This is a genomic window from Embleya sp. NPDC050154, from assembly GCF_044460165.1.
Taxonomy (GTDB): domain Bacteria; phylum Actinomycetota; class Actinomycetes; order Streptomycetales; family Streptomycetaceae; genus Embleya.
Genome location: NZ_JBITJP010000051.1, coordinates 1 through 23,342, shown reverse-complemented (window position 1 = coordinate 23,342; position 23,342 = coordinate 1). Strand labels below are relative to the sequence as shown.

The window sequence follows — 23,342 nt, the reverse complement described above, 5'->3', positions numbered from 1 at the left end:
GCCGCTTGAGCGGTTCGGTGGGGGCAATTGTGGCCCCGGGCAGCGTGTGTCGGCAGGGGATGGTTCTGCCCCGATTGGTCACATATCCCTCTGCGTCTGGGGCGATGCTGCATACTGATGTGCTGAACGTGCGGCAGCGACGTATACGTTCAGGCGGTTGTGAAACAATTCTCAGAGCCTTGGTTATGAGCTCTCTGATGACAACCGATTTGTTCTGCGGCGCTGTGAACGTCTTGAGGTTTGTGTAGCAAGAGTGGGAGATGGAGGACTGATGGGTGTGGAGAGTTCGGGGCAGGGCTGGCAACTCATTGCGGAGGACAATCCTGAGCAGTTCGAAGGGACGGACCTCGATGTACGGGCGGTGATGGCCGGGTTGCCATCGGAAGTTTGGGACGGTTTCGAGTTCGATCGCGTGCCCTGGTCGCGGTTTCCGCACGTGTTCGGGCCGGGTGAGGAGGTCGCCGAGGAGTTGAGGCGGCTTCTGTCGGCGGATGCCCCGACCGTGCTTTCGGTGGTCCGCGACCTCAGGGATATCGTGTGCCATGCGGGGCAGCCGTCCGCGCCAGGGGCGCTGGCGGTGCCGTTCCTGGTGCGTGTTGCCGCCGATCCGTCGACGCATCACCGGTCGGAAGTGTTGTGGTTGGTCGCTGGGGTGGCCCGCCGTGTGCACAATCACGGATTCGGGCGCGGGAACCTGCTCTTGGTCGGCTATGCGGACGACGAGTGGGCGTTCGACGCTGCGGGGTATCTGCAGAACTGGTCGATCGGCGCGGCGCGCGATGCGATCACCGCGGACGCGGGGATCATCACGGCGTTGCTCGACGACCCGGATCCAGAGGTGCGCTGCCTGGCGGCCTACGTCCTCGCCGCCGGCTCCGGCGAGATCGGTGCCATTCGTGCGGCTTTGCACGAACGCCTGCGCGTCGAGGAGATCGCGCGGGTGCGGGCGTGTCTGGTGCTAGCGGTCGCCCAACTGGCCCGGGAGCATCCGGTGGAGGGCGTTGTCGATTGGATCCGGGAATGCTGGCAGGACTCGGAACGGGCGGGTGAGGTGCGGGTGAGCGCCGCACTAAGTTGGCTGTGCCTGGTGGACGACCCGGTACCCGACGAACTGCGGGTGATGCTCGGGGTGACGGTCACGGACGAGCTCGACCGCGTGATAAGGCCCATTCCGTGGATGCACATGATCGACAGCAGAAACAGCGGGTTGTCGCGTTGTCTGGAACGTCTGCTGTAATTTCCGGTGACGAGGCCGCATGACCAAAGGAGGCGGCGCGGGTCGCGGGGTCGGCGAGGAGGGCGGGCCGCAGATCCGCCAGCGGGTCCTACTTCACACGGCCCTGCGGACGTCGGAATCGGGATCCGTCAGCAGGGCCCGACGCACCCGCTCCGGGGCGTCGCGCCGGTCGTCAACGACCGCGCACCCGGATCCGGATCCGGATCCGAATCCGCAGCGAAACGGGCCAACAGCAGCGGATCGTCCGCGACACTCTCGGCGATCCCGGACCGCGGACTCCAGGTACGTCGCCAGGCGAGCTCTGACATCGGTAGATACGGAGCTGTTGGCCGCGAGAGACATGCCGATCCGAGGGTAATGATCTTCCTCGATCATCTGCTCGGTCAGGACTTGGCGCAGCAGCGCCACCTGTCGGCCTCGACCTCCTTCGGATGTTTGCCGTGCTCGAGGAAGTACCGACCGTCCGGCGTGACGATAGCGGCCTTGCTACGAAACGCGTGGCCGCTCTTCACCAGCGCACGCTCCTCCAGCGCCCACACCACGTTCGACTCGTTCGGCATCAACACGAAGGTTTCGCTCGCCTCGGCGGCGCGCTTCAACAGGGCCAACTGAAAATCGTTCACCGTGTATTTCATCAAGCCGCCTTCGCGCTGCCCGCCTCAACGCAACCAGTAGCTCCCAAAAACACCTTTCAGGGCTGCGGTTTCTGGTTTTGCCGAGATCGGCTCGTCCACGACGGACTCAGCCTTCACGCCCTTTTCGAACGTCAATGCGCAATTGAGCGCCGGAACGCGCCGACGTCCACCGAACATCTCGTCGTTCGCGAGCAAGGAACCCGGCCAGCGGAACGAAGCTCGACCGTGCAAGCACAGTCCTTGCAAGGACCGGGGCTTCGCGCACGGTTCAGCTCCCGTCAGGGGATGACGGTGACGAGGAAGGCATCGCCGTCGAGCATGCGGTGTTCGCCGTAGAAGGTGCTGCCCAACCGGCTGCCCACGCGTTGGTTGTCGTCGCGGTCGATCAGGCGGGCGGAGAAGTGCCCGCCGCTGAGCGAGGCGCCCTCCTTGGTCGCGGCGAACGGGTACTCGTCGCAGTCCAGGCGCTGCCCGGCCCAGTCGCCCCAGACCTCGGTGCACACCTTGCCCGCGGCCGCGCGGTTCTGTTCCTGGAGGGCGGGGTCGATCAGGCGGTGGAGTTCGGCGGGGACGTTCTTGCCGACGGTCGGGGGGAACGTCTTGACCGGGTGGCGCAGGGCGTCGTCGATGTGGCGGGCGCTCTCGTCCTCGTCCGGGTTGCCCAGGCCGACGGCGAACGTGGGTTTGTGGTCGGGGAAGACGGTGCCGCGGGTCTTGCCCGCGACGCGTCCGGCGGAGTCGAACCGCACCCGGAGGACGGCGCTGCGTTCGTCGACGTAGGGATCCGCGCCGGGCGGACCGGTGACCTCGAACCGCACCAGCATCGTGGCGAACAGTTTCTTGAAGGGTGTGGTGACCGCGCCGTCGGGCGAGGTGTAGGTCAGGACGGTCTGGGGGCGGGCGTCCCACGCACCCCACAGATCGGTGCGGTCCTGGCCTGTGGGGCGGACGATGTCGGCGCCGCCGCCGTCGGAGACGGTGGCGCTGTAGGTGACGCGGATCGGCCACGTGCGGGCGTCCTGCCCGGGCACGGTCGAGGCCTCGATGTTCTCCAGGCTGGAGACGAAGTCGACGCGGCGGTCGCCGTCGTAGGCGAAGCCGAGTTGCCACTCGTCGAACCACATCGTGCCCAGCCGCTTCGGCGGCCGGTCCTTCGTCACCAACACCACCTCCCGCCGCCGATGCACACACACCTCGAACCGGCTCCTCACCCACCCCGTCGGCGACGCCGCCTCGGCGGGGTGCCGGGCGCACTCCTGGCGCAGGTCCGCCGCCAGGGCCGCCCGCGCCGCCGGCCCCATCCCGGCCGAACCGGTGGGGGTGGTGTCGGCGGGGGCCGCGGCGAGGGTGAGCAGGGCCGCGACCACCGGGACCAGGACGCGGCGCAGCGCACGGCGGCGGCGCGGCCGCGGGCGGGGTGGTGTCACGCGTGACCTCCGGAAGTCGCGGTCGTGGACGCGGGGGCGGGGAGTAGTGGGTGCGGTGGGGGTCATGGGGTGCAGGTGGGGCCGAGGCAGGCGTGGACGAGGGCGCCGGTGCAGGCGTCGAAGATGAGGCGGTAGCCGGTGTGTTCGCGCCGATCACCGGTGAAGGCACGCATGCGGCCGGTGTTCGAGGTCACCACCCACACGGGGCGCTGCCCCACCGTGTCCTGGCCCTGGGCCGTGCCGGGTGGGAGGGTCGCGGCGTGGGCGTGGGCGTGGGTGTCGGGGTCGGTGCCCGGGCGCAGTCGGGCGGCGGTGGCCAGGGCCTGGTCCTGGGTGTCGATCGCGTCGTGGGTTCGGGTGGCCTGGTCGGTCGCGGGTTCGGGGGTGGCGTTGCAGGGCAGGCCGGTGTCGATGCAGGCGCGTAGGCCGGGGACGTGGTCGAGGCAGGTGTCGGGTTCGGTGTTCGCGCAGGTGTGCAGGGCGTGTTGGTCGACTCCGTTGAGCGTCGCGACGGTGGGCGCGGGCGAACCGGCCTCGGGTGGTGTGGGGTTGGTGCTGCGGGTGGTGGTGCGTGGGGTGGGGGTGACGACGTCCTTGGCCACGTCCCAGGAGACGAGGTGGTCGGCGGTGGTGTTCAGTGCGGTGGTGAAGCGGAAGCAGTAGGCGGGGTCGGCGCCGGGTTCGCAGTTCCCGGCCGGGGCGCGGACGCTCAGGTGCGTGGTGGGGTGGCGCAGGAACTGGCCGTTGCCGTTGAGGTAGCGGATCCGGTCCTGCGTCTGCGAAAACGAACTCTGCGCGTATTCGGCGGGCAGGTCCCAGCCGGTGACGGTGTGCCGGACGAACGGCGCGCCCTGCCCGGAGGTCTCCCCCACCGGGTTGAAGTCGTAATGCACGCGCCAGGCGGCACAGCCGGAGCACGCGGGGACGGCCATCCAGCTGTGGAAGCGGTTGTCCGCGACGTCCCTCTCGGGGCCGATCGCGTGGAACTCGTAGCTCTCGCCGTGATTGGCCCAGAACGGCTGATACCGCGTCCCGCCCGGGTCGTTGCGGGCACGCAGGCCCATCTCGAACGAGCGACCGAGATCGTCCCCGGTGAACATCCGGGTGCTGTTGTACGCCTCCCCCGCCGGATCCGAACCCGCACCGTACGCCACCGGGCGGTGCACGAACGTCAGGAAGACGCCGTACATGTTCTCCGCCGGATCCGCACACACCTGCGCCACCGCGTCCCGCGGCTCGTCCGCACACACCGACAACGCCGACACTCGCGTGGGCGCGGGCGGTTGCGCCTGCGCCGGGCCGCCCGGCAGGAGCGGCAGCGACGCCGTCACCACAACCGCGGCCGCGGCCGTCAGAGCCATCCGGCGCCTGCCCCGATCCGATGCCACCCTGCTTCCCCTTTCCTCGTCGAGCGGTCTGCCCTCACACCGGGACCACCGAGCCCAGAATCACCCAACCGGTCGGAATAATGGGACGGTCCACACCCGAAATCATCCGAACGGTCGCCGCGAATGGACCTCCTTGATCCGCCCGAACACGGCCACGGGCACCGACGAGAGGACCCTTCCTCGAAGACCACGAGCACGACACGGAGCCGGCCTCAGCCACGATCGATCACCTTCTCCGGATCCCACCGTGCCCGACGCGGGTACCGACACGGTCCTCGATGGCGTGAACTCGCCACATGCGCAGCCAACGCCGAGATCGCCCCAACGAGAAGCCAAGTCCTATAAATCGACGCCACGTTCGATACAGCAACGGCTTCTGACCCCCCGGCCCACCTACTCGGCACACGCGGATCTCCACCACAGGGATGCAAGCGCGGTCAGGCGTCGTCCCGCACATGGGCGAAACGCACCGCGCCGACCACCCGACCGCATTCCCACCTCGATTCGCGCAGGGTGTGGGTGTCACCGCCATGGGGCTCGATCGTGTCGGGGCCGCCGGACCTTGGCACATGGAAATGTCGAGCGCAGGACACGACATTCCGTCGGAGAACTTGCGGCTGGACGCAAGGTCCTTCTGGGTGTCCGCAAGTTTCGCCGTTCGAACCAGACCCGTTGCCTGCCCGATCGAACGTAGGCACGTGAAGCGCGAGCCTCGACCGGCGGCGCACGACCCGGGCGTGAACGGGGGCCCTGCGGGACGGCACGAACCGCCTGGGGGGATCGGGGGGCGGCGGAACGCCCCCCGATGGCGCGCCCCGCGTGCCATGGCGCCGGCAGGCGATACGGAACAGCGGCCGCCGCAGGCGCTGGTGAGCATGGACGGCACGGTCGCCGAGGACGGCGAGCCGGTCCAGTCGACGGCGTCGTTGTCGTTTCGGCGAACGTGGGTCGTCGGCGGAACGCGGACGTTACGTCGCGCCCGGGTCGGGTTCTTTGAGAGGCGAACCGGCCAATTCGGGGTCTGACCTGCTGCTTTGCGAAACGGTATGTCGTGACAGCTACGACATATCTCTGATGGATGTGTCGTGCTGGGCTTACATATCTCCGCTTGACTTAACCCCCATGGTTAACTCCCCGATTGCTGTGCCGACTTGCGGCACGGACGGCCGCCCATCACTCGCCGGCGGTGGACGGTGACGGGCCGGCCGGCGCCGGCCGCGTGCGACACATCAGTCGGAGATGTGTCGGCCCTGGGTCGACACATCGCGACACGACTTAACAGCGGGGGGCAAGTTCCATAACCACGGGGGTAAAGATCGCTATCGTCGCCGGGGTGAGATCCCTGGGAGGACCCGAGTGACCGAGCCTGCACGCCCGATCCCCGTATCGCCGTCGCGGACGGATCCGTCCCCGTCGCCGGGCCCCGGTCAGCCGCCGCGGCGGGTGAGCCTGGGTCAGGCGATCACCGAGGCGATCGTCACGAAGGCCCCCCGGGTTCCCCGCTCGGTGGACCGGGTCTCGGTCGACCTGCACTACCGGTCCCCGCACCACATGCTGGGCGACGAGGGCTTCTCGTTGGTCAGCAACGACTACCTCGCGAACGTCCTGGCGAAATCCGTGGCCGCGAGGGTCGTCTCGCCGAGGCAGTGCGCGATCATGCTGTACATGATCGGACGGCAGCAGAAGTCGCTGGTCGGGATGAACCAGCAGGCGATCGCCGACGCGTTGGGCATCCCGCGGTCGACCGTGTCGACCGAGCTCACCGGCCTGAGCATGCTGAACTGGGTGCGGAAGGTGAAGCGCGGGGTATACCAGGTGAATCCGTTGCTCGCCTACATGGGCAACGGGAACGCGCAGAGGGCCACATTGGCGGACGCGCGGGCGCTGGCGTTGGCGTCGGGGTTCCCGGACGAGGTCTGCGTCCCGGAGATGCCGGCACCGAGGAGCAGGAAGAAGGGGACGACGTGATGCTGTACTCGTCGACAGCGCTGTGGTCGATACTGCCCGACCTCGACCTCCCCCCGGCGGCCATGCGCGTCCTCGCCCGCCTCCAGTCCGTCCAGCAGCCCGGAGGGTCGATCCTCGAGAGCCAGGTCGACATGGCCGCAGCGCTCGGAATCAGCCAGGTCACCGTCTCCCGCAGCATGCGGACCCTGCGCGAACGCAACCTCGTCATCGGCGCTCGCGGAGCCAAGCGCCTGCACCCGTTGATCGCGGGCTACGCGTCCAGCGAGGACTACGAGCACGCCGCGATCGAGGCCGTCCGCCGCGACGACATCCCCGACATCACCGTGCCCTTGTACGTACAACCCCCACCGAGGGTGGGTCACGCTCCACCGCTGTCCGCGGTCAGTTGAATCGGGATGCCGCCGGCCGGCATCGCAATCGCTACGTGGACCGCGCCCATTCCAGGTTCGCCCGCACCACCGCAATCAACGGATGACCGGCGCCCAGCACCCGCTCGGCGACTTCGAGGATGCGTTCGTGCAGCGGAATCGCGCGCCCCAGGTCCCCCGCCGACTCGTAGGCGCCCGCGAGATTGTTGCGGGAGCCCAGCGTGTTCGGATAGTCGACGCCCAGTACCCGCATTTGCTCTTCGAGGGTTGACCGAGGAACGCGAACGACTCCTGACCCGACTCGGCATGCGGTGGCGAACCCTTGCGAGGCGAGATGTGAGATCAGGATGAGGAAGCCCGACGGTTGTCGGCGCGTGTCGTCAGTCAGTCGGTGTCCCTCCGCATGAAGGCGATGCCTGCGCTCAGTACGACTGCGGTCGCCATGAAGACGAGGCCGATCACACCGAGGTCGCCGCCGTCCAGTGCGAAGTGCGGCTGCGGTCTCAACTGGTCCCCGGCGAATTCCGAGTCGACATGGCGCATGAATCCCACCAGCCACGACATGAAGGCCGCGACCATCAGGAGGGCGGGAACCAGGTACCACTCGCGCCCTATTCGGGCGCGCCGCGAATACGCCCACCTATGATCTGTCATGCGTTCAACCTGCCGTGCCGAATGCGTCCGCACATGAGTACGTCTACTCAAGTTCGCACCGGGCGGTGCGACGGGATGGATACGTGGTCCGCGCGCGATCGAAGCGGGGAAAACGCGCGGACCGCAAGACGTACTGCGGGTAGCGTGCGCATGCATGACCACGCCCAACATCGTTGGCAGCCGCTGTCCGTCCGGCTGGGACACGCCCAGGCGGAGGACGCGCTGTACCCGGGGTCCCGGAGCACCTGCTCGGTCCCCTGCAACGCTGGCTCGTCCGGTTCGTGCCCGAGCCGATAGCGCAGCGCGTGTGCCAACGCCTGCGTATGTCGGTGGGGCACCGCGAGGTGGCCAAGGTTCTGCTGGGCGGCCAGACGGACTTCGGCCTGCTGTATGCGGTGGACGCGTCCCTCACCTTCGGCGTGCAGGGCGCGTGGATCGCCGATCGGATCCGGGACAACCGGAATGCCCACGGCGTCCTGGCGAGGGGATTCACCATCCCCACCGACGATCATCCGCAAGGCCCACTGGCGCAACTGCGCAGCCTGCTGGACGACTGCGGCTCCGCCTACCGCATCAAGGACGACAACTGCGGGCTGGAGGAGCGCACCGACCCCACCGCCCGCGAGGCCGTCCTGGCCACGATCGCCGACGCGACCGCTTCGACGACTTCCGGGTCCGCGGGCGACCACTTGGCGACGGCCTGGGCCGCTGCCTATGGGATGCACCCCGATCCGGTGCGCGCCTTCAGTGAGTCCATCAAGGCGATCGAGGCTGCCGGCCACGCCATCGTGCAGACCAACCACGCCACGGCCACCCTCGGCACCATGCTCGGCGAACTCAAGGGTGTACCGCACAAGTTCGAGTTCACCGTTGCAGTCGGGCCGGATTAGATGGCCGTGCCGCAGGCAATGATGCAGCTGCTGTGGGACGGCCAGACCTCTCGCCACGGCAAGCAGACCCCCACCCGCCCGGAAACCCTCGAAGAGGCCCGCGCCGCCGTCCACGCGGCCGCCATCCTCGTGCAGTGGTTCGTCTCCGGAGCGTTCACCCGACTTCCGTAGCTCGCCGCTGGCCTCGGATATCCCGGTCCTATCCGAGGTCAGAACCCGGAGGCGGAAGCACCTACCTCCGGAAGAAGAGGTCAGAACCCGGAGGCGGAAGCACCTACCTCCGGAAGAAGGGGAAACGTACGGCTCGGCACGTCGCATCGTGGGGGACGTGCCAAGCCATGGCGCCGGCTACCGATTTGGTCCTGATCGGTCGATGCCGTTGGGGTACTGGTCGAAGATTTTCTGCAGCGCCTCCTCGGATGCGCTTGAGTTCCTTGTGCAGGGCTTTGATGCGGGTGTCGGCGTCGGGGCCGGCGATGCCCAGGGTGAGGCCGTCGTCGGTGGGCGGTGGCTGACGGGCCAGCCGGCCGCGGCGACGCGGTGGGCGACGAGGGTCCGGGCGCGGGCGCGTCAGGTGGGAGGCGGGTTCTTGAACGGTGGTTTCGGTTCAGGACCGCAAGCGGGATTTTTGCCGAGGATTCTCGGGCGATGGTGTCGTTCAGGAGCAGTCGAAGCGGTACGCCCAAGGCATGCTCGGACAACTCGAACAGACGAAAAGATACATTCCACCCATGTCGCCGATGCAGAGATCGGTGGGACTGAAGCCCCCGCCGATCGAGTCGACTCGCGGATCGATGTCGACGCCGACATGCTCGATCGGTGCCCAGCGCTTGCCGCTTTCCACGTCGTACTCCCGGCTGGAGACCGTGAGCAGATGCTCCATCCGACGACCGCAGGCGCACTCCGGCCACAGTGGCGGCTGGGCCCAACCCGGCCAACCACCGACCTTGACCCCCGGTGCCACGGACAGATGGCGGGAGTACGACCAACCGGTCGCTGCCTCGGCAGCCTCCATCCGGCTGTGACGCTCGAACGGGTACTCCGGTTCGTCGGGGCTCGGGTACTCGACGACCCGCTCCGGATCGATGAGACACGGCCGCGGCACCGTCCCGAACGGAACGTCCTCGTACGGCTCCGGCGTACCGGCGACCGGCCGGGCACCGACGCGGGCCTCGTTCCGCCAATACAGCACCGGCCGCGGCCAGCAGCCCCCATCCTCATCCGGGTGATCGAACGGACACCAGAGAACCTGCAGCAGATCCGTCCCGGGCGGGTACGGCAACTCCGACACGTCCCGCGCGTACAACTGGACGATCGGTACCAGCGGCACTGGCCCTCGGGGCTCACTCACGACGTCGACCCGGCCGTGATGGGGTATCGAACAGGTCGGCCACGGCTCGACGGCAGGCCAGAACAACGGTCCACCCACCGAACTGTCCGACGGCGACGGAACCCCAGGGCACGGATGCAGCCGGGTCGCCGTCCGCGCCATCGGCAGCAACTCCGGAAGACGACCGGCGGGATCGACCGGCCGCGCCCGGGTGGTGTGCATGCCGAACCGGTGCAACTCCCGGGGCAGAACCACGTGACAACGACGCAGCGACATCCGCGTCCACTGACCAAAGAGGTCCACCTGCGCCCAGACGTGTCCGTCCTCGACGCTGTCCAGCGTCGCGGTCGTGCCCTTGAACGGACCGCCGATTATCTCGACGCCACGCCGGAGCGTGTCATCGTCCGTTGCCCTCCGACCCGGTACCCGATCATCCAGTGTCACGGCTAACTCGTTTCCTTCCATGAGGACAGGAGGCTTCTCAGGTGTGGTCAGGCATCGAGTGCCCCCATGTCCGGCGCAGTCTGTTGCGTTCGCCGACATCACATCACGCAGGACGGCGGCACCATGCGGTCCTCCAGGCCCAGTCGCCGATGCGTACTGGCCGGAGGGCCTTCAGGTCGACCAAGGCGGCCCCATGGCTCTCTCCTCCTCGCTGCGCTGGCGGGACCGCTCGGCCCGCTTCAGCGCCTGGGGTTCGAGGTATTCACGTCGACAGACGCGCTCCTGGGCTTCGCGCGGCGACGCAACGCGGCTGCATCGGGCGCGATCCCGACACAGTGAACGACATCTGAGGATCGCAACGGCCATAAGTCCAAGCGCGCTCTCCGACACGCGGCCACCCGGCTCTTCGCGCGCTCGGTGGAGCCACCTTGTGACCGCAGACGAGGAATGCGTTGACGAAAGCCCGGCCATCCGCACGGATGGGAAAGGCAGCCGAGTCCGGTAGCGGCTTCGTGCATTCTCGCCACGGAAGGCGAGTTGAACGTCTCGACTCCGCTCGTGGATGACAAGGGAGTCGACCTCGTCTTTCACCATCCTGGAAGGAGAGGGTGAAGACGACCGTCTTCGCCGGGAGGTTCGACCGCAGCCCCCTGAGGTCGCCCGCCGCATCGTCGAGCACCCCGCCGAGTGAGGGGCAACCGACCGCAATCGAAACGGAACCGGCGCCAAGCCTCCGTCGGCCGCCGGTGGGCGGCTGACGGAGCGTCGGCTGCGTGGGGTGTGCCGCTCAGTTCGTGAGGAAGGCACCTTCGCGGCAGGCGCGGCAGACGAAGACATAGCCCAGCCGGCCGCCGAGGTTCATCGCGGCCTGCGCGGAGATTCCCTCCTCCAGGTGTGCCGCGAACTCCATCGTGCCGGTGCAGGAGGGGCATGTGGGCAGTCGGTCGTCCTCGAGGTAGGAGGGGCTGCCTCCGAGTGACCCGAGCACTTCGCGTTGCCTCCCGAATCGTTCTTCGGGCTCCCGTTTCCACCCCGAGCGGGCGAGGTCGTACGCGTCGGGCGCGACTTCGTCGTCATCGCCGTCATCGCCGTCCTCCGCGGGGTCGAGCGTCACGACGTGGGTGCGGATGGCCGAGGCGGCGGGCAGCAGCGTGACGCCCGTCGCGGGCACCTCGACCGGCCGCAGTTCCTCCCGGGGGAACAGATGGACCCGGTTCCCGCCGGACGTCGCGTCCCAGAACTCGCACGCGCCGGGATCGTTCTGGCACACGAACACCGACAGGACGCCGTACTCGACGGGAAGATGGGCGAAGAACTGCAGCGGCCCGCCGCAAAAGGACCCGCATATGGGCCAGCTGAATCCCGCAGGAGCCAGCGGCACTCCCCCGGTCCGCAGGACGCCGGAATCGGCCGGCGCGGTGCCGTCGTAGATCATCAGAGTGGACTGCATGGTGAGAGGCTACGGCCGAAAACGTCTTGCACCACGGCCGAGAACCCATCGTGACCTCCACACCACCGCACAGGTTGGACAACCCGCTGTCCCGATCCCGCATCTTCCAGGCATGATCACGCAGATGCGCCGGGGCATCGGGACCAGGTGCTAGCGTTGCGTCGATTCGCATGTAGCCGACGAGGGGTTGCGTGGACCGCTGTGCCGGGGGAGTCGGCAAAAGCCATCGCGCGCCACCTTCCGGCCGCAGCAGCCGGGCTCTCGCCAAAGACGTCACACTCGGGGGTCTGGTGGACTCGCGTATGTGGTCGGCACCGTCGCCCACGACCTCGGCCCGGACGGCCCCGGACCAGCGTGCGTCCCCACCGAACTCGTCGAGGGATCGAGCCTCGGCGACATCCCGTACCCGGACGCAGGTTCGGGTCGTCCGAGGCCGTCGAGGTGGGCAGGCCATTGGCCGAGGCCCTGGGCCATACACGCCGCCGGGGTGGCCCACGGAGACCTCCAACTGGGCAACATCGTTCTCGGCGACAACGGCGCGCCACGGATCATCGGCCTCGTACGCCGAGGCCGCCGACACGCCGCGCACACCCGGGCACAGCCCTCCGGCACTGGGACCAGAGCGGGCGGTCGGTGCCGTACGAGTCGCGCTTCGAGGCAGATTCAGCATCGGCGGTCAATGGCGCCGGGTCGGCTTCGGCGTCGCCTCAAGCGCCGAGGGGGGTGACCGCTCCCCGTGACCGGAGCAAGCTTCCTGCCCGACGGCCTCGAACTCCTCTCGCCGGACCCGATCGGGGAAGGCCACCAGGGGGTCGTCTACGCTGCCGTCCACCGGCGGAGCGGGACCCGCGTGGCGCTCAAGACGCTGTTCGACCTCCACGGCGTCGACGTCCACCGCGACCTCATGCACGAGGTCAGGCTGGGAAAGCGCGTGCAGCCGTCCCCCCACGTGGTCCGTACACTGGGCTACTACGCAGCGCTGGGCCCCCGTCTGCCGTTCGCCGTCACCGAGCTGATCGCAGGCCGCCACCTGCGCGAACTTGTCGCAGAAGGCCGTAGGTTCACCCCCAGGGAAGTCACGGAGCTGGGCGAACAGGCCGCCGCGGGTCTGGCGAAGATCCACGACGCGGGCATCCACCACAACGACTTGCACGGCGGAAACATGCTCCTCGGCGAGGACGGCGTCCTCAGGATCATGGACTTCGGACAGGCAACCGCGGTCGACCCCGACCTTTCCCCGCGTCGGCGCGCCCACGGGGTGGCATACGACGTCGGGGGTCTGGGCGATGCGCTCGCCGAAATGTTGTGCGGCCCCATCACCGCGGAAGAACGGGTGCACGAGCTGGCTGTTCCGGGTGCCTACCGCAGGCTTGCGCTGGACGCCGGGGCCGGCTCCGAATTGGCCGGTCTCATCGGCGATCTGGCACACGGGGACCACCGAAAGCATCTGACTGCGCACGAGGCCCACGCCCGCCTCGGGGAGATCGCTGCAGTCGCGCGCCGCGCCGAACGTGCGGCGCGAGGAGCGTTGCCGGCCCGCCGGGTTCTTCCCGCACTCGCGAAGGCGGCCGGACCGGCCGGCGCCAAAGTGGACCGGTCGCGCGGCATGGGGCATCACGGCCCGGACGCCGCACCAACCCCCGTGAACGGATACTCCCGGGTCGGCGGAGCCCGGCGTTCCGGAGGCAACAGCATCCGGCCGAACGAGCCGGGCGGCGGTCGGACACTGTGACGCGGTGCGCCCCGCCGCCGCCCACGATGCGGGGTTCGCGTCCCGCGCCGTCGCAGCCGACAGCGCGTACGGCGACCAGGACGGCTACCGGTGTGGACTCGCCGACGCCGGACTGCCGTTCGTGATGGCGTTGAGGCCGCTGCACGGGACCTGGGCACGCCCCGACCAGGCCCACACCCCCGTCGACGCCGCCCGCGTCCTGACCTGGAGCGGACCGCGGAATCCCGGCGACTGGCACGCGGTGATCCGAACCTTCCGCGACGGACACACCGAGACCTGGTGGGCCGCCGACGCGACACTCGGGTGGTGGGGCCCGGACGGCACGACCCGACTGGTGGTGGCCACCGCCGACCCGGCGACGCGAACGCCGTACTCGACGGGAGATGGGCGAAGAACTGCAGCGGCCCTCCGCAAAACGAGCCGCATACGGGCCAGATGAATCCCGCAGGAGCCAGCGGCACACCCGGTCCGCGCGACGCCCGAGTCGGCAGGTGCGGTGCCGTCGTGGATCATCGAGTGGACTGCATGGTGAGAGACTACGGTCGAAAACGTCTTGCGCCACGGCCGAGAACCCATCGTGACCTCCACACCACTCCGGCTTCACCGCCCGATGTGTCACCCCTGGGTCGACACATCGCATCCGGACTTGCCCCCGGAGGGCAACTTGCTTGCCTCCGGCGAGCAATATCCGTCCGCGCCCCAAGTTGTCGAAGGTTCCATTGCCCAGCCCCTTCCCGGCCGCCCGGGGCAGGCCGCCCAACCGTCGGTATTCGGGAGACCGTTCAGGGGCGCGGCACGAGCCGGGCATGCGGTCGCGGTCGGGGGCCGCCTTTCCCGCCTGCCAGGGTCACTGCCGATGGGCCGACCCGGCCCCGACGGAGGCGTTACGCGGGAGCCGTCGGCACCGGCTGGACCGACCGCGAACGCACCACCCTGGCCGAGCTGTTGCGCGTCGCCACCGGCTGCCCCTTACACCCGTCTCCGCCCCACCACTTCCGGAAGCAGGCGGGGCGAAGGCACTGGCCCCGACTTATCGGTAGGCCTGGCCGTGCCGCCCCGCCCCGAAAGCGCCGCAGACAGCCTGTGGTGTCTACGCGCCGTCCGGGGCACCGCCCCCGCCCGCTTTTGGTTGCAGACCGAGGCGTTCCAGGGCACAAGCCGGCCCCTCGTCACAGTCGACGACAAAGCGGCCCGCCACTTCCTCCTGCGCGACGGAGCACTCGACCTCACGAGCGGGAAGGATCGGAACCACGATCCGTCGTGAGCACATCGGTTTGTACCGGCCTGAGCATGTAGCCGTGTACGCCGACACCATTGCGTTTGCGCGCTCGTGCCGGGGCCGGTCGTTCCCGCCCCGTGCGAGGAATCACAACCGAGTGCGTCGTTCGAATCTCTGTTCCCGGTCCCGTCAGCGGTTGATCAGCCACCAGGTGATCCAGCCCCCGACGGCAGTGCCGGCTCCGGTCGCGGCACCGCGCGCGGCGTTCGCCGCGAGGGACCGGCTTGCGCGGACCATCCGCGTCCGAAAGCGGGCTCGTCGGGCGGCGGGCGCGGGGGTGGGTGTGGTGTCGTCCATGGTCGTCTCCCGAGTCGTCGCACCCCTTGCGGCGCGGGGTGGTGTCGACCTTCACGAAGCCCGTTCGGGATTTCTTCGGCGACCACTCCCCTGGGTCGTCCGGGTGTCTACGCTGGTGGCCCCGTCGGTGCGGGGATTTCGGAATCGATTCGATCCGAAGTGGGTCGAACCGGGGGGGCGTGGATGGGCGGCGAGGGCGGCGCGGGCGAGCGGTTCGCGCTGCGGTTGCGGGAGTTGTATGAGCAGGCGGGCTCGCCCGGCTACGACCGACTCGTCCGTCATGGCGCGGCCCAGCGGCCGGCGGTGGAGTTGAGTCCGTCGTCGTTGAGCGGCTGGTTCTCGGGTGTCTCGGTCCCCTCCGATTCGCACAGATTGCGGTGCGTGGTGGAGTTGCTGGAGCGTCTGGCGACCGAACGCGGTCCCGTTCGCCGTCCGTTGTCCGCCCGGGTGTGGGAGGAGCGGCGGTTGGAGGCGGTGCGCGAACGCCGCCCGCGTGGTCGTCCCCGCCGTGGCCACGCCGACCCCGGCCCGGTCGGGGACCGCGACGAGGAGGGGTGTGCGGGGCGTCCGATCGGCGGGTTCACGGATCCGTACGCGTTGGAGGTCCACCGGGCGATCGCGGCGCCCGAACACGCCCGCGAGGACTTGCCGGAGTTGCCGGTGTATGTGTCGCGGGCCCACGACGAGCGGTTGCGGATGGCGGTAGCGCGAGCGGTGGGGGGTTCGGGCTCGCTGGTGTCGTTGGTGGCGGCGTCCTCCACGGGCAAGACTCGGGCCTGCTGGGAGGCGATCCGGCGACTGCCCGCGGATTGGCGGTTGTGGCATCCGATCGACCCCGGCCGCCCTGACGCCGCCCTGGCGGATTTGCCGCGGGTGGGTCCGCGCACGGTGGTGTGGCTGAACGAGGCCCAGTTCTACCTGCTGACCGCCGACGACACCGGAGAAGAGGTCGCGGCCGGTCTGCGCGAATTGCTGCGGGATCCCGCACGGGGCCCGGTATTGGTGCTGGCGACGCTGTGGCCGGAGTACTGGACCGCGTTGACCGGGCCCGGTGACGAACATGCCCAGGCACGGGCGTTGTTGATGGGCTCCGACGTAAGCGTGCCGGCCGCGTTCGCCGGGGTCGATCTGGAGGCGTTGCGCGTGGCCGCCACCGCGGACCCGCGCCTGGCCAAGGCCATGGCCGAGGGCCGTGACGGGGCGGTCGCCCAGTATCTGGCGGGTGCTCCGGCCCTGTTGGCCCGCTTCCGCAATGCCTCCGCGCCGCTGCGGGTGGTGATCGAGGCCGCGATGGACGCGCGGCGCCTGGGCCACGGCCCCAGCGTGCCTTGGAGTTTTCTGGAGGCGGCGGCGGAGGACTACCTCACCGACGACGAGTGGAACGAGCACGCCGTGGCGGGATGGTTCGAGAACGCCATGGCCGCCGCCACGGCCCGCCGCCCGGGCGCCGCCGTCGCGCCCCTGACCCGAATGCGCCCCATCCATCGCGAACGTGTCGACCGCGCTCCGGTCTATCGCCTGGCGGACGTCCTGGAACAACACGGCCGCCGCACCCGCGGCGCACTGTGTCCCTCCTCGGCGTTCTGGGAGGCCGCGCTCGAGCACGCACACGGTCCCATGGACCGGCACCGGCTCGCGGACGCGGCGCGGGCCCGAATGCGTCTGGACCACGCGAAAGCGTTGCTGGGTGCGGTGGTATCCGACACGGGCGACGCCGTGGCACTGGATCAACTGGCCATCCTGCACGAGAAGGCGGGGGATCGTGCAGGGGCCGAGCGCCTGCTCCACACGGTTGCCGAGGGAAATTCTCACGCGTTGGCCCGACTGGCCACGCTGCGCGAGGAGGCGGGCGACCACGCGGAAGCCGGACGACTGATACGCGCCGCCGCCGAGGCCGGCCACCCCGACGCGCTGGGCGAGATGATCGAGAGATGCGATTCGGCGGGCGACCATGAGGAGGCCGAACGCCTGATGCGCGCCGCCTTCAACGCTGGCAACCCGCAGGCCGCGCACTGGCTGATCGACCGGCGTATGAGGCCGGCGGGTGATCTTGCGGGCGCCGAACGGCTCGCCCTGACCGCCGCCGCAGCAGGACACCCATACCTGCTGCTGGTCGCAGCCCAGGCATACGAGGACGCGGGCGGCCACGCGGACGCCGAACGCGTCGCCCAAGCCGCTGCCGAAACCGGCTATCCCGCAGTCCTGACGTGGCTGGGCAGCCACCGCGAGAACAGTGGAAAGCACGAGGACGCCCAACGATTTCTGCAAACGGCTGCCGCCGCAGGTCACCCCGAAGCGCTATGGCGATTGGCACTCCTGCGCGAACAGGCAGGTGAGCACACCGACGCCGAGCGACTCGTCCACGCCGCGGCTGCCGCCGGCAACCGCCGCGCGCTCAAGGACCTGGCCTTGCTGCGCGAACAAGCAGGTGATCATGTCGGCGCCGAGCGACTTGCCCACGCCGCCGACGAACTGGCGCGCGCCCGGGCGATCCCAGAGTTGGTGGACTTGCGCCGGCGTGCCGGCGATCGCTCCGGCGCCGAGCGGCTGCTGCACGCGGCCGCCGCCCTCGGTAACGGCGACGCGCTGTGCGAATTGACCAAACTGCGCGAACGTGCGGGCGACCCGGCTGGTGCCGAACGGCTGGCCTACGCCGCCGCCGACGCCGGGACCTTCCTCGCCCTGGTGTGGCTGACCAGGGCGCGGCACAGCGCGGGAGACCATGCGGGTGCCGAACGGCTGGCCTACGCCGCTGCCGAGGCCGGCGACGCCGATGTGTTGGGGCAACTGGCGAAGATGCGTGACGAGTTGGGGGACCGTGCAGGTGCCGAACGGCTGGCCTACGCTGCGGCATGCGCCGGCGCGACCCACGCACTGGAGCAGTTGGCCATGCTGCGCGAAGCCGCGGGGGACCATGCGGCTTCCGAAAGACTCGCCCGCGCCGCCGCCGATGCCGGAAACCACCACGCCCTGCGGAGAGTCGTCGAACTGCGCGAAGGAGCGGCCGGTGGTCCGCTGACAGACCTGATGCGTCATGGTCTCGGCGAGTGAGAAGCCGATTTCGGTGCTGCTTGGGTCGTGGGCCGCCGGGGCCTCGTCGGCTCGGAGTTGGGGCTCGGTGTGCCGGCGTCCACGGCCCGATCGTCGTCCGGATGCTCACGCCTGCATGGCCATAGTCGCCGACCACGTATCTGCCTTGCACCCGGAGCACAAGCCTTGCATCCACGGCAAGGTCCCCACACGTGGCGTCGGCGCGCGATGACAGTGAGGCCATCGTCCGAAGTCCCCGCTTGCTGCTCGCGAACGCCGATACGCTCGAAGTCCCCGGGCTTCCACGGCGAATGCAGGACCCGGTCCGCGTCGCGTCGAGCAGCGGACCGGAGATGGCGGGGGCGGGCTCGGAGTCGAACTCCACCGGGGCAGTCGGCAGGACCGGGAGACCGATGAGGAAGGTCGGAACATGGGTCGCAAGGGTCGGGTTCGGGCGAGTGGCGTTCCTGCGGCACGGTCGGGGGCAGAAGCGCCCTCGTTTCCGCGGGGGGTGGTGATTCGGGAACGCCTCGAGGTGATTGGCGGCCGGGTGTTTCCCGCGACCTGCCGGTTCGACTTCGACGGTGCGCCGATGGAGGTCGACGTCGCCAAGTCGCTGTGGGCCCTGGGGCACGGGCTGATCCCGGTTCGCGGTGAACGCACGATGGCCGCCGTCGTGTTGATGTGCCTGGATCAACAGTCCATGTCGCTGCCCGGCGAGGACACCGTGCCCGCCGATGTCGACCAGGTCCTCGGCGTTGCGCGGCGTTTGGTGGCCGTCGGCGCTGTCGGTCACGACGACGAGCTCGGCGGGTACCTGGTTCCCCGCTACGATCTCCCGGCCGCTTTCAGGAAGTAGGCCCTGCTTCGCCGCCTTCCCGTGTTAGCGCCAAGGCATTACCCGAGGTGCTCTGACCAGGGGTTCTTGCCCGGTCATCCGACAGGCCCCTTGCTGCTATTGCTAAACGTCGACCGCACCTACGGACGTTGGTCCAGCGTCGGCTACCGATCGGTGGCGTATCTCCCGAGGGTCGTTCGACCACGCGGAAAGCGAGTCTTCGCAGCATCTTTGCCACTCACGATTCGGTCAGGAGGTCGTATCCGGGGTGGGTCACGGCCGGTGCCTCGCCTCCGCCGAGCAGAAGCTCACCGCGAGCGCGACGTGTCCGCCCGGCACACCACCGTGCACCTCGGGATGCCCGACTTCCGAACCAGCGCAGGCCGTCTCACCTCAGACCCGGCCAGCGACTACTGAGGTTTGATGCATGATGTCGCTGGTCGAAGTCTCGAACTGCGAAGACGAGGGTTCGCCGCGCGCGGCATCATGCGAAGATCACCAGTAACGGCTCTCCCGGATGGGTCGTGCGGCGTCTTGGCCTGGCTCCTGAGGGAAGCCCCGCTTCGCGGAGCTGCACTAGTAGTAGCCCTTCGTGCCGTCGAGTAGCTCCCGGACGATGTCCGCGTGCCCTGCGTGTCGCCCCGTCTCCTCGACGAGGTGAATCAGTATCCAGCGGAGGTTGGCGCTGCCGTCGCGGAAGTCGGGGTGGCGGCCGGCGTCGTCCAGGTCGGCTGCGGCAACGATCTCGTTGCTGCGGGTGCACTGGGCCTCGTACTCCGCGAGGAGCTCTGCGAGGGGGCGACCGTCGGTGTGCCAGTCGGCGTTCTTGCTTGACTCGTCGAATGCGGGGTTCTGCTTCTTGTCACCGCCGAGGAACAGCACTTCCAGCCATATGTGCTCGGTCCAGCGCATGTGGGAGATGAGACCGGCCATCGTCATGTCCGGTGAGGTCGGGATGACCGGGCGGCGCGCGTCCTCGTCGCTCAGCCCTTCGCATTTCCAGCGCAGGATCTGCCGCTGCAGGTCCAGCCAGCCGACGAGCGCGGTGCGTTCGTCCGCTTGGAGCGGGGGGCGTTTCAGTTCCGATGACATGGCGGCGCACGCTACCAGGGCGGTCGGGAGGGGGCACCTGGGTGACGGGCTCGTCCGCGATTTACTGGTGATCTTCGAATGATGCCGCGGGGCGCGCCATCGTCTTCGCACTTCAAGGCGGCCACCCAGCGACATCGCCCAGCAGCACCACAAGGGGCTTCCGCGACACGCCCGACGAGCTGCGGAGCCCAACTTTCCTATAGTCGCGTTCCGTTACGGATCCCGAGGAATCGGCAACTCTTTGTTGTGCTCGGCTAGTTCGGATGAGACCAACTCGGCGCGCTCGGCCTGGTCCTCAACGCCATGGTCATGTTAAACACCGGCCGCCACCCTCGTGCAGTGGTTCGTCTCCGGAGCGATCACCAAGGTTTCGTAGGAGGGCGAAGGCGGTGGAGGCGGTGCGGTGGCAAGGCACCCTTGTCACCGCACCGCCTCGGATGTCCGGGTCTTGTCCGACCCGAATTCCCTACACGGGCTTGGCGGTGTCGTCGATGTAGGTGATGGAGCCGCCACCGCGGTCGCTGGGCGCGGACATGGCGTACCAGCGGTCGTGGAACGGGTGGCCCGCCTTAACCGGACGGCCGACGATCGCGCGCCGCCCGTCCTCCGAGGTGGTGTCGATGCGGTCGATCTCGATAACGCAGCGCACGACGCCCTTGTGGACGAACTTCTCGCGGTTGGCCTGCTCGCCGAGGGGCCAACAACCGCGGGCAGCCTCGTAGACCTCCTCCGGCGTCATCCCCTCGACCCATCCAGTGTGCTTACGGTCGAGCCCGTCGTTCGCCTTGGCCTGCTGCCAGGACTTGATGTTGATCTGGATCATGTACTGCCCCTCCGGTTGGTACACGGACCGGGTCACGGAACCTCTACGCCTCCCGGCCCTCGGCGAGGATCGGGTGTCGGCGCGAGCATCCATCTCAGACGGACGAACGCCGAGATGCCGACGGTTCCAGCCGGTATATCCGGCACCGATCGTGACCCACCGGCGCTGGCCGGTGTGTCGGTGGACCTGCATTTCCGCGCCCCGCACGACATGCAGGGCGACACCGGTTACTCCTTGGTGAGCAACCATTTTCTCGCCCAGGTCCTCGCGCAGGACCTCGCGGCCCGCGCGATCAGCGGCGCACAGGCCGCGATCCTGATGTACCTGGTCAGCACCCAGGACGAGTCGTTCGCGCCGATGACCCAGCACCGTTCCTGGCCGATCCTCACCCGCCGGACCGGGTTGCGGGTCGGGTGGTCGACGAGCTTGCGCAGGCTCCAGTGCGTGAACGGGCGCCCCAGGGCGACCGGGCGGGTGGTGGCCGTCGCGATGACGAACTCGCGTTCGTCATCACTGATCAGGCGGGGACGGCCTCCCGCCCACCGAGGGTCCAGCGCGGCCAGGCCCTTCTCGTTGAACGCGTGGATCACGTCCCGGACGGTGTCCTCGTGCGCGGCGACCAGCCGCGCGATCGCCGGCACCGGTGTCCCCGACGCCGACGCCATGACGATCAACGCCCGACGCACCCGCACCGACTCGTGACGGCCTCTCCGGACGATCCGCTGCAGTTTCTGCCCCTCTTCATCGGTCAACCGCCGTGCTCTGACCGGCTCTGCCATCTGTGACCTCATCCTCGACACCGACCACCATGCCGTCACAGAGCGAGGCCGGCAGGCCCACCGCCGCGACTGCCGACCAGCGTGTCACCAAACCCGGCGAACGTTCGTGGTCAACGCACTAGCCGAGGCGGGCCAGCAGGTGGGCGTCGAGAAAACCCCGCTCGGAGGCCGGGTCGTGGAGCAGCCGGGCGAACGTGACGAGCCCGGCATCGGCCAGCTGTTCAGCGAACCGGTCCGCCGGCCAGCTGTACGCAGGCGTCACCTTGTGGTCGAAGGGAACCAGCTCGGGACCCTCGGTGGCGAAGAACGAGACCAGGAGCAAGCCCCCTGAGGCCAGGACACGCACCTGCTCGGCGAGCAGCGCGGGTAGTTCCTCCGGAGGGGTGTGGATCATCGAGTAGTGGGCGAGCACGCCGTCCTCGACCGGCAGGGCCTCCATCCGCGCTTCGTCGAACCGCAGCGTCGGGTAGGCCCGCCGGGCGTGGTCGACCATGCCCGGGGAGAGATCGAGCCTGAAGGCGTCCAGCCCCAGTTCATGCAGCATCGCCGTCAGATGTCCGGGCCCGCACCCGACATCGGCCACCCGCGGGTTCCCCGTCCCACGCACCAGCTCGGCGAAGGTGCCGATCATGTTCCGCGAGAACGGGTGCGTCTCCAACCGATTTGCGAACATCGACGCGTAGAGTTCGACGACCCCGTCGTAGGCCGCCCTGGTCTCGTCCTGGTGCTCCACAACGAGAGAACCTAACACCCGCGCATGTTCGAGCCGTTCGCCGGTCGGCGCCACATCCGCCCGATCGTCGGCGGGTTCCACGGCAGCCATCGATGGCTCAGTGCCGTGTGTCCTGCGGGGCGAGCAGGCTGGTCAGTCTGGCGATCGCCTCAGGTGACGGTTTGACGTAGCGGCTGAGGTTGTCGGGCTTGCGGTGCCGTCAGGTCGTCCACCGATCCGGTGAGCACCACCTCGTCGAAATTCGGATCGGACACAACGATCACGGGCGTCGTTCCTTCGGGCTCAGGCCGGGTGCGTCGGATCTCCACCCTAGGCATTTGGGCGAGGCGACGCGCTCGCGCCCGGCGTCGCGTACAACCTCCGTCTCGTCGACGAGACGCGATACGTCGTCGGTGCCGACCGCAAGAACCTCGCCGACACCTACTGTCGGGCGACACGGGCGTGTCAGTCGATGGCGACACGGAATGTGTCAGTGGCGGTCGGGGCTTGGGTGACGCCAATCGACATGCATGGCCTCGGGTCACGCCGTCTCGCGGGCGAGCCTCACCTGGCGGGGGCCGAGCTTGGGTTTTTGCCCGCCGGTGGCCTCGACATACGCGACCGACCCACCTGAGGTTTTCTTAGCGAAATGATCTTCGCGAAGAGGGTTGAACTGCCCATTTGGGGACGGACTGTGGCAGATGTGTCCGGCTGAGAAAAGACGTGAAGCCCCTGAAATGATCTTCGCTGAGAAAGCTTCACTGATCAGCGTCCGACCGCCGTCGGGTTGGTCGGCAGCGGCGAGGGCGAGGATCACGAAGGCGAGCATGGCCAGGGTGGTGTGCCGGTTCCAGGACGGGTGATTGCGGACTTGGAAGTCGTTTCATTTGGTGTGTTCGCTATTCTGGCGTGTGTGACGACGCTTGTGGAGCGGCTGGTGCCGGACGAGTTGTGGGAGTTGTTCGAGCG

General features: G+C 68.7%; 21 protein-coding genes and 1 pseudogene. 9 read left to right on the top strand and 13 right to left on the bottom strand.

Annotated elements, in window-relative coordinates; translation table 11 throughout:
* Positions 1-271 precede the first annotated feature (271 nt).
* A complete protein-coding gene (locus ACIBSV_RS49625) occupies positions 272-1,237 on the top strand; it encodes a hypothetical protein (RefSeq protein WP_395874443.1) in 966 nt (321 codons plus the stop codon).
* A 383-nt stretch (positions 1,238-1,620) separates the two neighbouring features.
* Here ACIBSV_RS49625 and ACIBSV_RS49620 read toward each other — a convergent pair whose 3' ends face one another.
* The 3 genes from ACIBSV_RS49620 to ACIBSV_RS49610 all read right to left on the bottom strand — a co-directional run bounded on the left by ACIBSV_RS49620 (position 1,621) and on the right by ACIBSV_RS49610 (position 4,660).
* A complete protein-coding gene (locus tag ACIBSV_RS49620) occupies positions 1,621-1,872 on the bottom strand; it encodes a hypothetical protein (RefSeq protein WP_395874441.1) in 252 nt (83 codons plus the stop codon).
* 278 nt (positions 1,873-2,150) lie between these two features.
* Complete coding sequence (locus ACIBSV_RS49615; protein WP_395874439.1) at positions 2,151-3,299, bottom strand: NucA/NucB deoxyribonuclease domain-containing protein; 1,149 nt, start codon at positions 3,297-3,299, stop codon at positions 2,151-2,153.
* Between the two features lie 62 nt (positions 3,300-3,361).
* Positions 3,362-4,660 (bottom strand): hypothetical protein, encoded by a 1,299-nt coding sequence (locus ACIBSV_RS49610; RefSeq protein ID WP_395874437.1) that lies wholly within the window; start codon positions 4,658-4,660, stop codon positions 3,362-3,364.
* Between the two features lie 1,470 nt (positions 4,661-6,130).
* Here ACIBSV_RS49610 and ACIBSV_RS49605 point away from each other — a divergent pair.
* Together ACIBSV_RS49605 and ACIBSV_RS49600 are read left to right on the top strand one after the other, a co-directional pair.
* Complete coding sequence (locus ACIBSV_RS49605; RefSeq protein WP_395874435.1) at positions 6,131-6,655, top strand: replication/maintenance protein RepL; 525 nt, start codon at positions 6,131-6,133, stop codon at positions 6,653-6,655.
* The gene (locus ACIBSV_RS49600; protein WP_395874433.1) at positions 6,652-7,044 is read left to right on the top strand and encodes a helix-turn-helix domain-containing protein; all 393 of its coding nucleotides are present in this window, start codon (positions 6,652-6,654) and stop codon (positions 7,042-7,044) included. Before ACIBSV_RS49605 ends, ACIBSV_RS49600 begins: the two co-directional genes overlap by 4 nt.
* Before the next feature lie 31 nt (positions 7,045-7,075).
* On the opposite strand, the gene ACIBSV_RS49595 is transcribed toward ACIBSV_RS49600, so the two are convergent.
* Both ACIBSV_RS49595 and ACIBSV_RS49590 read right to left on the bottom strand, forming a co-directional pair.
* Positions 7,076-7,276: a tetratricopeptide repeat protein gene (locus ACIBSV_RS49595; RefSeq protein WP_395874431.1), complete on the bottom strand. Its 201-nt coding sequence runs from the start codon at positions 7,274-7,276 to the stop codon at positions 7,076-7,078.
* 131 nt (positions 7,277-7,407) lie between these two features.
* Positions 7,408-7,677 carry a hypothetical protein gene (locus ACIBSV_RS49590; protein WP_395874429.1) on the bottom strand — a complete coding sequence of 90 codons (270 nt, stop codon included), beginning with the start codon at positions 7,675-7,677 and terminating at the stop codon, positions 7,408-7,410.
* Between the two features lie 281 nt (positions 7,678-7,958).
* Between ACIBSV_RS49590 and ACIBSV_RS49585 the strand changes: the two genes are divergently transcribed.
* Both ACIBSV_RS49585 and ACIBSV_RS49580 read left to right on the top strand, forming a co-directional pair.
* Positions 7,959-8,567 (top strand): hypothetical protein, encoded by a 609-nt coding sequence (locus ACIBSV_RS49585; protein WP_395874427.1) that lies wholly within the window; start codon positions 7,959-7,961, stop codon positions 8,565-8,567.
* A 6-nt stretch (positions 8,568-8,573) separates the two neighbouring features.
* Positions 8,574-8,738, top strand: a complete 165-nt coding sequence (locus ACIBSV_RS49580) for a hypothetical protein (RefSeq protein WP_395874425.1) — start codon at positions 8,574-8,576, stop codon at positions 8,736-8,738.
* Between the two features lie 487 nt (positions 8,739-9,225).
* Here ACIBSV_RS49580 and ACIBSV_RS49575 read toward each other — a convergent pair whose 3' ends face one another.
* Both ACIBSV_RS49575 and ACIBSV_RS49570 read right to left on the bottom strand, forming a co-directional pair.
* Positions 9,226-10,341: a DUF1963 domain-containing protein gene (locus ACIBSV_RS49575; protein ID WP_395874423.1), complete on the bottom strand. Its 1,116-nt coding sequence runs from the start codon at positions 10,339-10,341 to the stop codon at positions 9,226-9,228.
* Positions 10,342-11,128: 787 nt separating this feature from the next.
* Positions 11,129-11,791: a hypothetical protein gene (locus tag ACIBSV_RS49570; protein WP_395874421.1), complete on the bottom strand. Its 663-nt coding sequence runs from the start codon at positions 11,789-11,791 to the stop codon at positions 11,129-11,131.
* Positions 11,792-12,527: 736 nt separating this feature from the next.
* On the opposite strand from ACIBSV_RS49570, the gene ACIBSV_RS49565 reads away from it, so the two are divergent.
* The gene (locus ACIBSV_RS49565; protein ID WP_395874419.1) at positions 12,528-13,523 is read left to right on the top strand and encodes a protein kinase; all 996 of its coding nucleotides are present in this window, start codon (positions 12,528-12,530) and stop codon (positions 13,521-13,523) included.
* A 4-nt stretch (positions 13,524-13,527) separates the two neighbouring features.
* On the top strand, positions 13,528-13,962 hold the full coding sequence (locus ACIBSV_RS49560) for a hypothetical protein (protein ID WP_395874417.1): 435 nt from the start codon (positions 13,528-13,530) through the stop codon (positions 13,960-13,962).
* 969 nt (positions 13,963-14,931) lie between these two features.
* Here the strand turns inward: ACIBSV_RS49560 and ACIBSV_RS49555 are convergent.
* Positions 14,932-15,099, bottom strand: a complete 168-nt coding sequence (locus ACIBSV_RS49555; RefSeq protein WP_395874415.1) for a hypothetical protein — start codon at positions 15,097-15,099, stop codon at positions 14,932-14,934.
* Positions 15,100-15,282: 183 nt separating this feature from the next.
* On the opposite strand from ACIBSV_RS49555, the gene ACIBSV_RS49550 reads away from it, so the two are divergent.
* A complete protein-coding gene (locus ACIBSV_RS49550) occupies positions 15,283-18,150 on the top strand; it encodes a transcriptional regulator (protein ID WP_395874413.1) in 2,868 nt (955 codons plus the stop codon).
* 409 nt (positions 18,151-18,559) lie between these two features.
* The gene (locus tag ACIBSV_RS49545) at positions 18,560-18,988 is read left to right on the top strand and encodes a hypothetical protein (protein ID WP_395874411.1); all 429 of its coding nucleotides are present in this window, start codon (positions 18,560-18,562) and stop codon (positions 18,986-18,988) included.
* Positions 18,989-19,543: 555 nt separating this feature from the next.
* Here the strand turns inward: ACIBSV_RS49545 and ACIBSV_RS49540 are convergent.
* The 5 genes and pseudogenes from ACIBSV_RS49540 to ACIBSV_RS49520 form a co-directional block, all read right to left on the bottom strand.
* Positions 19,544-20,059: a DinB family protein gene (locus tag ACIBSV_RS49540; protein ID WP_395874409.1), complete on the bottom strand. Its 516-nt coding sequence runs from the start codon at positions 20,057-20,059 to the stop codon at positions 19,544-19,546.
* 466 nt (positions 20,060-20,525) lie between these two features.
* Positions 20,526-20,882: a hypothetical protein gene (locus ACIBSV_RS49535; protein ID WP_395874407.1), complete on the bottom strand. Its 357-nt coding sequence runs from the start codon at positions 20,880-20,882 to the stop codon at positions 20,526-20,528.
* 365 nt (positions 20,883-21,247) lie between these two features.
* Positions 21,248-21,661, bottom strand: a pseudogene (locus ACIBSV_RS49530) (helix-turn-helix domain-containing protein); the annotation flags it as partial.
* Between the two features lie 118 nt (positions 21,662-21,779).
* Positions 21,780-22,484, bottom strand: a complete 705-nt coding sequence (locus tag ACIBSV_RS49525; protein ID WP_395874405.1) for a class I SAM-dependent methyltransferase — start codon at positions 22,482-22,484, stop codon at positions 21,780-21,782.
* 430 nt (positions 22,485-22,914) lie between these two features.
* Positions 22,915-23,202: a hypothetical protein gene (locus ACIBSV_RS49520; RefSeq protein ID WP_395874403.1), complete on the bottom strand. Its 288-nt coding sequence runs from the start codon at positions 23,200-23,202 to the stop codon at positions 22,915-22,917.
* Positions 23,203-23,342: the final 140 nt, after the last annotated feature.